This is a genomic window from Clostridium sp. (assembly GCF_021443865.1).
Taxonomy (GTDB): Bacteria; Bacillota; Clostridia; order Clostridiales; family Clostridiaceae; genus Clostridium.
On sequence record NZ_JABUTB010000025.1, the window covers coordinates 1 to 10,190 of the forward strand.

The following is a 10,190-nucleotide window of genomic DNA, read 5'->3' on the forward strand; positions in this document are numbered from 1 at the left end:
TAAAATTATACAAAATTGAATTAAATAAATAATGAAATTTAAACATAATTTAACATTCATTTTAAGGGGGACAGAATATGAAAACTAAAGAAAAAAGTGTTAAAAGTAACATAGGAATCTTAAGTACAATTGAGAAGGTTGGTAATAAATTACCTCACCCAGGTACTATTTTTGTAATACTTTGTGCTATTATTGCATTTGTATCTGCTATCATGGCCAAGATGGGAGTGTCTGTAACTTATACTGGGCTAGATAGAAGTACAATGGAAATAAAGGAAATGTCAGCAAAGGTAATAAGTCTTTTGACTCCAGATGGAATTAGATATATGTTTACTTCTGCAGTTAAGAACTTTACTAGTTTTGCTCCATTAGGAACAGTTTTAGTAGCATTACTTGGAGTTGGGGTTGCAGAAGGAACAGGTCTTATTGGAACTTTACTAACAAAATTAGTTACAAGCACACCAAAAAGATTGATTACAGTTGTGGTAGTATTTTCAGGAGTAATGTCAAGTATAGCATCTGATGCAGGATATGTTATACTTGTGCCTCTAGGTGCTATAATTTTTCTAAGCTTTGGAAGACATCCAATGGCAGGATTAGCTGCAGCTTTTGCTGGGGTATCTGGTGGATATAGTGCTAATTTATTAGTAGGGCCAACTGATGCATTATTAGCGGGTATTTCTACAGAAGGGGCTAGATTATTTTCTTCAGATGCTTTTGTAGGACCAGCAGATAACTGGTATTTTATTATTGCCTCTACTTTAATAATAACTATAGTAGGTACTATTATAACTGAAAAAATTGTAGAACCTAAGCTTGGTAAATATCAAGGTGATGAAAAGGCAAACTTAAATGATATTACAGGAGAAGAAAAAAGAGGATTAAAATTTGCTGCAATATCAATTGTTATTTTTGTGGTTTTACTTATTATTGCTTTACTTCCGAATGGAGTACTAAGAAATCCAGAAACTAATGAAATATTAAATTCTCCATTTATGGATTCTATAGTTATAATAATTTCTTTATTTTTCTTTATTCCAGGAGTTGCATATGGAATTGGATGTAAGAGTATAAAAAATGATAAAGATGTAATAGCACTAATGTCTAAAAGTATGTCAACAATGGGAGGATATATTGTATTAGTTTTCTTTGCAGCTCAATTTGTTCAATATTTTAATTATACAAACATTGGAATTGTGATAGCTGTTAATGGAGCTAATTTCCTAGAAGGAATAGGATTTACAGGGATTCCACTAATAATATCATTTGTATTGTTAACAGCATTTATAAACCTATTTATGGGATCTGCTTCAGCAAAATGGGCTATAATGGCGCCAGTCTTTATACCTATGCTAATGAAATTAGGAATATCACCTGCATTGGTACAAATGGCTTATAGAATAGGAGATTCTACTACAAATATTATTTCACCACTTATGAGTTATTTTGCATTAATTGTTGCTTTTGCAGAGAAGTACGATAAAAAATCAGGAGTAGGTACATTAATTACTACTATGGTACCATATTCAATAGCCTTTTTAGTTTCATGGACAATTTTACTTGTAATATGGTATATATTTGGACTACAATTAGGACCTGGTATAGGAGTAACAATATAGATAATATTCTTACATAAAATATAAAATAAATGAAAATTCGTTATTAACAAATAGATTTTTAGGAGTTGTTTTGCAACTCCTTTTTTATTTTAGAAAATAAATTAAAAAAATAATGAACTGATAATATTTTAAATTAGATATTATTTGGAATAGATAAATAATATTAATATAGTATTAATGTTATTGTTATAAAATATATTTTATTGTTACTATAAAGTGATTAACAATTATAGAAGATGGTAAAGATTTAGATAGAAAATATTATAATATTGAATAAAATCATATTAAATAAAAATATATAAAGTATATTCAGTATGCACAAATAAACTGAATATTCTGGAAATTTTATTAAATTTATGTTATTCTATAATTACCATAAAACTTTAGTTAAAAGTTACTTAAGATACTTACTATAAGTACCAATAATTTAAAATTTATGTACAGAAGAATAAATATAATAAGGAAACAAATTAATTCAAGAACTAATTAGATTTTAAATGAAAGGCAGGTGGAATCATAATATTTAGTAAATATTATGATAGAGTATGAAAAGTTATACCATAGAAAACTTAAGGAATATTGGATTAATAGGACATGGAGGATCAGGAAAAACATCCCTAATAGAAGCTTTGCTATATCATACAGGTAATACTGACAGATTAGGTAAAGTAGAAGAGGGAACAACAGTTTCAGATTTTGATCCAGAAGAGAAAAAGAGAGGAATATCACTTTCAGCATCTATAGAACCTATAGAATTTAATAATACTAAAATTAATTTAGTAGATATACCTGGATACTTTGATTTTTCAGGAGAACTTATTCAAGGAATGAGAGCAGTGGATGTTGCAACAATAGTTGTTTCAGGAGTATCTGGAGTAAAGGTTGGAACAGAGAAGGCTTGGGATTATTGTAATAAGATAAAGTTACCAAGAACATTTTTTATAAATAAATTAGATAGAGAAAATTCAAGTTATGATAGGACATTAGGACAATTAAAAGAGAAATTTGGAATAAGCGTTGTTCCTGTACAATATCCTATTGGCGTAGAAGATGAATTTGAAGGCGTTATAAATGTAATTTCTAAAAAGGCTAGAATTCATAATGCAAAAACAAAAGAAATAATGGAAGTAGATGTGCCAGAAGAACTATTAGATAAGATTGATGAATGCAAGAGAATGATAATGGAGGCAGTTGCTGAAACTAATGAAGAATTACTAGATAAATACTTTAGTGAAGGAGAATTAAGTGATCAAGAGATATATAACGGATTAATCGAAGGTTGTGCATCAGGAGATATAGCACCTGTAATGTGTGGTAGTGCATTAAAAGTTATAGGAATGAGATGCTTCCTTGAAGATGTTGTAGAATGTTTCCCATCACCTAAATATTCAATTCCACAAAAAGCATTAAATGTCAAAAATGATGAAGAGGTTTTCATAGGTCTTGATGAAGATAAACCATTTTCTGCATTAGTTTTTAAAACAATAGCAGACCCATTTGTTGGAAAGATTTCATTGTTTAGAGTAATTACAGGAAAATTAAATAATGAAATAACAGTAGTTAATAGTAATAAAGATAAAACAGAAAAATTAGCGAATATATTTTTCATGAGAGGAAAAAATCAAATACCTACAAAAGAAGTAGTTGCTGGAGATATAGCTGCAGTAGCAAAGCTACAATATACTGAAACTGGAGATACATTATGTGATATTAATAATAAAATAATATATGATAAGATGAATTTTCCAAAGCCAAATATTTCAATGTCTGTTCTTCCAAAGTCAAAGGGAGATGAAGATAAAATATCAGCATCACTTCAAAAATTATTAGAAGAGGATCCAACTTTCACAGTAACAAGAGATACTGAAAATGCAGAAACTATAATTTCAGGAGTTGGAGAAACTCACTTAGAAGTAATAGCTAGTAAATTAAAAAATAAATTTGGAGCAGAGGTAATTTTAAGAACACCAAAAGTTCCATATAGAGAAACAATAAAAGGTGTAGCTGATGTTCAAGGTAAACATAAAAAACAATCAGGTGGTCATGGACAATATGGAGATGTAAAAATTAAATTTGAGCCAAGAAAAGATGGAGAAATAGAGTTAGAATTTGTTGATAATGTAGTTGGAGGTGTTGTTCCAAGAAATTTTATACCAGCAGTTGAAAAGGGCTTAAGAGAATGTATGGATAAGGGTGTTTTAGCAGGATATCCTGTAGTAAGTTTAAGAGCAACATTACATGATGGTTCATATCATCCAGTTGATTCTTCAGAAATGGCATTTAAAATGGCAACATCTATTGCGTTTAAAAAAGGATTAGAACAGGCAAAACCTATATTATTAGAACCAATAATGAAAGTGGAAATTTGTGTTCCAGATGAATATATGGGAGACATTATAGGTGATATTAACAAGAGACGTGGAAGAGTTTTAGGAATGGAGCAAGAAGGAAACCTTCAAAAAGTTAATGCGGAGGTTCCTTTAGCAGAAATGTTTAAATATACAACTGACTTAAGATCAATGACTCAAGCTAGAGGTAGTTTTACAAGTGAATTCGAAAGATATGAAGAAGTCCCAGAAGCTGAAGCTAAGAAAATAATCGAGGAAAATGCCAAAAATTAACTATTTACAAAATGCATAAATAGTATCATATGTGAAAACATATTAGTATTATACTAAAAACAAATGATGAAGCTTAGGAGGAAGGCTATGCCAGATTATAGAATGAATATAAATGGGCATTTGGGACTTAGCGAATATAGTAATATATTTGATTATATGAGTGTTGTAGATACTAATGATAATTTTACTATAACTTTAGATAATGCAGAAAGAGAAAATATAAATATTATCACTTCAATGCTAAAGGATAGTAAATTCTCCATATTGAAAGAGGGAATAGAAAGTGATGGTAAATACCATATAAATGTAAATAAGATAGAGTAGTAAGGGAACTAATCAAATTTAAAAATGTGGCCATAATAATTTTAAATGGTCACATTTGATGAGATTAGTTGCCTTTTCTCATTTTATGGTAAAATATTTAATATAAGATATATTCAGGAGGTTAAAATGAAAGCAGAATTAATATCAATAGGAACAGAATTATTATTAGGTGATATAGTTAATACTAACGCACAATTTTTAGCTAAGGAATTAGCTATTTTAGGAATAGATGTATATCATCAATGTGTAATAGGAGATAATGAAGAAAGGGTTTTAGCTGCATTCGATGAAGCCTTTAAAAGATGTGATATAATAATTACAACAGGTGGATTAGGGCCAACTCAAGATGATTTAACTAAAGAGTTAGGTGCTAAGTACTTTAATAAAGAAATGATATTTCATGAGCCTTCATTAGAGTGGATAAAAAAATACTTAAATATCAAAGATGAAGAAATACTAGAAGCAAATAAAAATCAAGCATATTTTCCAGAAGGCTCAGTTATTTTACCTAATGAAAAGGGAACTGCACCTGGAGCTATAATCTCTGAGCATAATAAAACTTTGATAATTCTACCTGGCCCTCCAAAAGAAATGAAAGCAATGTTTACTAATTATGTAGTTGAATATCTTTCTAATTTAACAGGGGAGATTATTAAATCAAAAACCTTAAGGATGTTTGGCATTGGAGAAAGTCTAATGGCAAAAAAAGTAAACAATATAATTCAAGAAAGTACTAACCCTACAGTTGCACCATATGCTAAAGATTATGAGGTTACTTTAAGAGTTACTGCTAAGGAGAAAAGTGAAGATAAATGTGATGAATTAATTAATTCCAAATGTAATGAAATAAAGTGTATTCTTGAAGAGTATATATATGGAGAAGGAGAAAAATCATTAGATATAGTTGTGGCTGAACTTTTATGTGAAAAGAATATGAGTATTTCTACAGCTGAATCTTGTACTGGTGGAATGATTGCATCTACTTTAATAGCTTATCCAGGAATATCAAAAGTCTTTAAAGAAGGAGCCGTAACCTATTCTAATGAAGCAAAAATAAAGTTACTTGGAGTTGATGAAGAAACTATAAGTAAATCTGGAGTGGTAAGTAAAGAAGTCGCTAAAGAAATGGCTGAAGGAATGGCAAGAGTAGCTAATACAGATATAGCAATATCTACAACAGGGATAGCTGGACCAGATGGTGGAACTGATGAGAAACCGGTGGGATTAGTTTATGTTGGAATATTTATTAAAAGCAAAACAATAGTTCAAAAATTAAACCTTACTGGAGATAGAGAGGCAATAAGGAAAAAAGCTACTATGAATGCATTAAATATATTAAGAAAAGAGTTAATAAGGAATTATTAAAATTAAATAATCCCCTTATGTTATTAAAACAAGTAGGGGATTATTTTTGTATATAAATAAAATGGGGGAGAGGCGATTAACTGTGGAAACTTTCTCGCTTCATTATAATTATTTACAATAAACAAAGTTATTATACATATACTATGAGATAAGAGTTTATTTAAATGTATTAATTAAATATTATGGATGTATATAAAAGGAGAAGTTATGAATAAAGTTTTGAAAGCAAATATATATTTTTTAATTATACTTATTTTAGAAATATTGGGTCCATATGCTTTAAGCCCAATTTATGCCGTTTTGGGTATAAGCGATTTAAGATTTATTTTATTATTTAATCATATAGTTTTATTTTTAGTTCCAGCAATAATATATTTATTGGTCACGAAATCTTCCTTTAAAAATAAATTGAGATTAAATAAGTTACACATGCAAGATACATTATTAATAATTTTATTGGCATTTGTTGTTCAACCAGTTATGACATTTTTGTCTGTAATATCTACCTTCTTTTTTAATAATGAGGTTGGTTCATTTATTTATGAGATAGCATCAACTCCTTATATATTACTATTGGGATTAGTAGCTTTATTACCATCCATAACGGAGGAAATTACAGTTAGAGGTATTGTACTTTCAGGTTATGAAAATAAAAATAAATATGTAGCAGCAGCAATAACTGGATTGTTTTTTGGAATATTTCATTTAGATGCACAGCAATTTTTATATGCTGCAGTGTTAGGATTTATATTTTCTTTAGTAGTTAGAATCACTAATAGTATTTATGCTTCAATGATAATGCACTTTATAATTAATGGTACTTCTGTAACATTTGCTAAAATATCTAAAATAATCACAGATAATTTACCAATTGCTATGGAAAGTACTGAATTTAGTCTTAAAAATATCAGCTCAGAAGAAAAGTTTTTACTTTTAATAACCTATGGAGTTATTGCTGTTATTTTTTCAATATTTGTGTTTTTGATAATTTATGCTTTAGGAAAGATTAATGCTAAGAGAAGTTTAATAGAAGGAAATACACTGATAGAAACAGATAACAGTAAAGAAAGTATATTAAATATCCCTCTTATTTTAATTATTGTAATATATATATTTTTCATGATAAGTACTATATAAAAAATGGTTAGGAGTATTTTACATCCTAACCCTTTAGTTTGCTTTATATATAGAAGAGGAACTAAAAAATATAGATATATCTTTAGAGTTTACCCATCCCCTATTATTTATATTACTTTTATTTGGTATGTTTATATAAAACCATGTTTCATTATTAAATTCAGCACAGTCTAAAATTCCTACTTCAGTATCATTATTTATACGTGCTAATATATTTGAATTTGTAATGGGTGATATATATAAGATAGAATTTGATTTTAATGTACCTCCTTTATATTTTGGAACTGAGAATTTAACTAATAAGTTTTCTGAGACTTTTTTTTGATAACCATATTTATTTTTTATTATAGAATATTGATTTCTAGTAATGAATAGCTGCTTTTTTAGTAATTCTATTTTTTTATTATAATAAAAATAAATAAAGACTATGCTTAAAATTAATAAAATAAATATTATATATCTCATAGTACACTCCGAATAATGTTATAGTTTAGTATATTTTATATTAGCAATAAAAATAACTATATATTATAAATATAGAATAAAATGTTGACATATAAGTAAAAATTTAATAAAATTAATATCGTTAAGGCTCGATAGCTCAGTCGGTAGAGCAGAGGACTGAAAATCCTCGTGTCCCTGGTTCGATTCCTGGTCGAGCCACCAGATAAAAAAGCACTAACTTAGTTAGTGCTTTTTTATTATTAAATTTAATTGTTATATTAAAGACTACTTAAAACTTCTTCTATATGATCTTTAACTTTAACTTTTCTAAATTCTTTTATAAGTTTACCATTTTCATCAATTATAAAAGTACTTCTTTCTATACCTAAAACTTTCTTACCATACATATTCTTTTCTTTAATTACATCATATAAATCACATACAACTTTATCTTCATCACTTAAAAGTACGAATGGTAAATTAAACTTTTCAATAAATTTACTATGTGAATTTAAGTTATCTTTGCTTACTCCAAGAACTACTGCATTTAATTCGCTTATTTGATCTATATTATCTCTGAAATCACAAGCTTCTGTAGTGCATCCAGGAGTATTATCCTTAGGATAAAAGTATAATATTACTTTTTTTCCTCTATAATCTTTTAATTTATGCTCTTTCCCATCAGATCCCATTAAAGTAAAATCTGGAGCTAACATTCCTATTTCCATTTTAATACCTCCTTATGTTAAGTATATTATATTACTAATAATGATTATTATCAAGAAGCTATAATTAGAATGAATTAATTGGATTTATTTAAAAAATTATAATATTTATATATAAACTCTGTTATAATTAATGATGTCAATAAAATTAAAATAAAAGGAGAATATATAATGGAAAATAAGGTTTTAGCAACTATTGCTGGTAACGAAATTAAGGAATCAGATTTACAAAATATAATAGCAAGATATCCAGAAGATAAAAGAGCATATTTCAATACTGAGGAATCAAAGAAACAATTATTAGAACAAATAGTATCATTTGAATTATTAAATCTTCTAGGAAAAGAATTAAAATTAGATGAAACTGAAGAATATGAAGATAATGTTAAGCAAGCTCAAAAGGACATTTTAACTCAATTAACTTTAAATAAATTATTATTAGAAGTAACAGTTACAGATGAAGATGCTTTAAATTATTATAACGATAATAAAAACTTATTTACTCAACCTCCTACTGTTACAGCTAAACATATTTTAGTTGATGATAAGGAATTATGTGAGCAAATTAAGAAGGAATTAGATGAAAACAAATTAACTTTTGAAGAAGCAGCAGTAAAATATTCAACTTGTCCATCTAAAGAAGAAGGTGGAAACTTAGGATCATTTGGTAGAGGAATGATGGTTCCAGAATTTGAAGAAGCTGCATTCAATTTAGATTTAAACGTAATTAGTGAACCAGTTCAAACTCAATTTGGATATCACTTAATAAAAGTAGAAGATAAAAATGAAGGAAAAGAAGCTAGTTTTGATGAAATTAAGAGTCAAATTGTAAATAAATTACTTCAAGAAGCTCAACAAAGAAAGTACTTAGATGTAGTTAAAGAATTAGAAGCTAAATATGGAGTGACTAGAGCATAATATAAAAAAGGCATGAAATTTTAATTTCATGCCTTTTTTATAGGAGTTCTCCAAAATTATAAACATATTTATCAGCTAAAGTTAGTAATTCAGTCTTTTGATTTTCTGCACTTTTATCATGTACTGCGTAAACTGTCATTCCTGCTAATTTAGCACCCTTTACAGCTTGTACTATATCTTCAAATACTAAACACTCTTTTGGATCTACATTAAGTTTCTCAGCAGTCAGTAAATATACATCAGGGTTATCCTTTGATTTTTTTACTTCTTCTGTAGTACTAATAGCATCAAAGTAGTGATAAATTCCATTATTTTTTAGTGTAGCTTCAAGTAACGGTATGGAGTTGCTTGTAGCTAAAGCTATTTTTATGCCATTATTTTTTAGTTTATCTAAAAAAGGAATTACATTATCTTTTAATTTAATATTATGCGAATAATGATTTAAAGCCATTGTATTCCAAGTTGAAATTATATCATCTATTTTATCATTTATTTTAAATTTGTTTTTAAAATAAATTGCTGTTTCAGTAAAGGTAAGATGAGTAATTTCTTCTTGAAGATTCTCAGGTACTGTATAACCAAAAGAATCTAGATATTCTCTATCAATTTGAGCCCATAGCCCCATAGAATCTATTAATGTTCCATCTAAATCAAATATTGCTGCTTTAATGTTATTCAATTATAGTACCTCCAAATAAAAATTTTTAAAAAAACATAGATATTATAAGAACTTTTTAATATAATAATTTTAAATAGAAATATTAAAGGGGATATGATTTATGTGGATATTATTATTGTGTATTTATATTTCTATAATTCCAATAGTATTAAATTCTTGTAAATCTATTGGATTTGATGATAAATTTCAAGAATTTCATGATTATATAGACTGTAAATAATTATGAGTGAAAGTTATTTTAGAAAGTTAAAATTACAATCAAATTAAAAAAATCCTCTCAGAATTGAGAGGATTTTTTGTGGTCGGGGTGACAGGGATTGAACCTGCGACCTCATGGTCCCAAACCACGCGCGCTCCC

Annotated in this window: 9 protein-coding genes and 1 tRNA gene; 7 read left to right on the plus strand and 3 right to left on the minus strand. The window is 27.6% G+C overall.

All coding sequences use genetic code 11. From position 1 onward, the window contains the following. The first annotated feature begins 77 nt into the window (after positions 1 to 77). The 5 genes from HUJ77_RS05800 (at position 78) to HUJ77_RS05820 (ending at position 7,066) form a co-directional block, all read left to right on the plus strand. Positions 78 to 1,619 (plus strand): AbgT family transporter, encoded by a 1,542-nt coding sequence (locus HUJ77_RS05800; RefSeq protein ID WP_291707631.1) that lies wholly within the window; start codon positions 78 to 80, stop codon positions 1,617 to 1,619. Positions 1,620 to 2,164: 545 nt separating this feature from the next. Then, the gene (gene fusA / locus HUJ77_RS05805) at positions 2,165 to 4,240 is read left to right on the plus strand and encodes an elongation factor G (RefSeq protein ID WP_291707632.1); all 2,076 of its coding nucleotides are present in this window, start codon (positions 2,165 to 2,167) and stop codon (positions 4,238 to 4,240) included. A gap of 87 nt (positions 4,241 to 4,327) precedes the next feature. Beyond that, positions 4,328 to 4,564: a hypothetical protein gene (locus tag HUJ77_RS05810; RefSeq protein WP_291707633.1), complete on the plus strand. Its 237-nt coding sequence runs from the start codon at positions 4,328 to 4,330 to the stop codon at positions 4,562 to 4,564. Positions 4,565 to 4,690: 126 nt separating this feature from the next. Further along, positions 4,691 to 5,929, plus strand: a complete 1,239-nt coding sequence (locus HUJ77_RS05815; protein ID WP_291707634.1) for a competence/damage-inducible protein A — start codon at positions 4,691 to 4,693, stop codon at positions 5,927 to 5,929. 207 nt (positions 5,930 to 6,136) lie between these two features. Next, positions 6,137 to 7,066 carry a type II CAAX endopeptidase family protein gene (locus HUJ77_RS05820; RefSeq protein ID WP_291707635.1) on the plus strand — a complete coding sequence of 310 codons (930 nt, stop codon included), beginning with the start codon at positions 6,137 to 6,139 and terminating at the stop codon, positions 7,064 to 7,066. Between the two features lie 33 nt (positions 7,067 to 7,099). Here HUJ77_RS05820 and HUJ77_RS05825 read toward each other — a convergent pair whose 3' ends face one another. Then, on the minus strand, positions 7,100 to 7,531 hold the full coding sequence (locus HUJ77_RS05825; RefSeq protein ID WP_291707636.1) for a hypothetical protein: 432 nt from the start codon (positions 7,529 to 7,531) through the stop codon (positions 7,100 to 7,102). Positions 7,532 to 7,656: 125 nt separating this feature from the next. Here HUJ77_RS05825 and HUJ77_RS05830 point away from each other — a divergent pair. Further along, positions 7,657 to 7,732: transfer RNA gene (locus tag HUJ77_RS05830), tRNA-Phe, on the plus strand. 56 nt (positions 7,733 to 7,788) lie between these two features. Here HUJ77_RS05830 and bcp read toward each other — a convergent pair. Next, positions 7,789 to 8,238: a thioredoxin-dependent thiol peroxidase gene (gene bcp / locus HUJ77_RS05835; protein ID WP_291707637.1), complete on the minus strand. Its 450-nt coding sequence runs from the start codon at positions 8,236 to 8,238 to the stop codon at positions 7,789 to 7,791. Positions 8,239 to 8,406: 168 nt separating this feature from the next. Here bcp and HUJ77_RS05840 point away from each other — a divergent pair, with 168 nt between their 5' ends. Beyond that, complete coding sequence (locus HUJ77_RS05840; protein WP_291707638.1) at positions 8,407 to 9,153, plus strand: peptidylprolyl isomerase; 747 nt, start codon at positions 8,407 to 8,409, stop codon at positions 9,151 to 9,153. Between the two features lie 37 nt (positions 9,154 to 9,190). On the opposite strand, the gene HUJ77_RS05845 is transcribed toward HUJ77_RS05840, so the two are convergent. Next, complete coding sequence (locus tag HUJ77_RS05845; protein WP_291707639.1) at positions 9,191 to 9,832, minus strand: HAD family phosphatase; 642 nt, start codon at positions 9,830 to 9,832, stop codon at positions 9,191 to 9,193. Positions 9,833 to 10,190 lie beyond the last annotated feature (358 nt).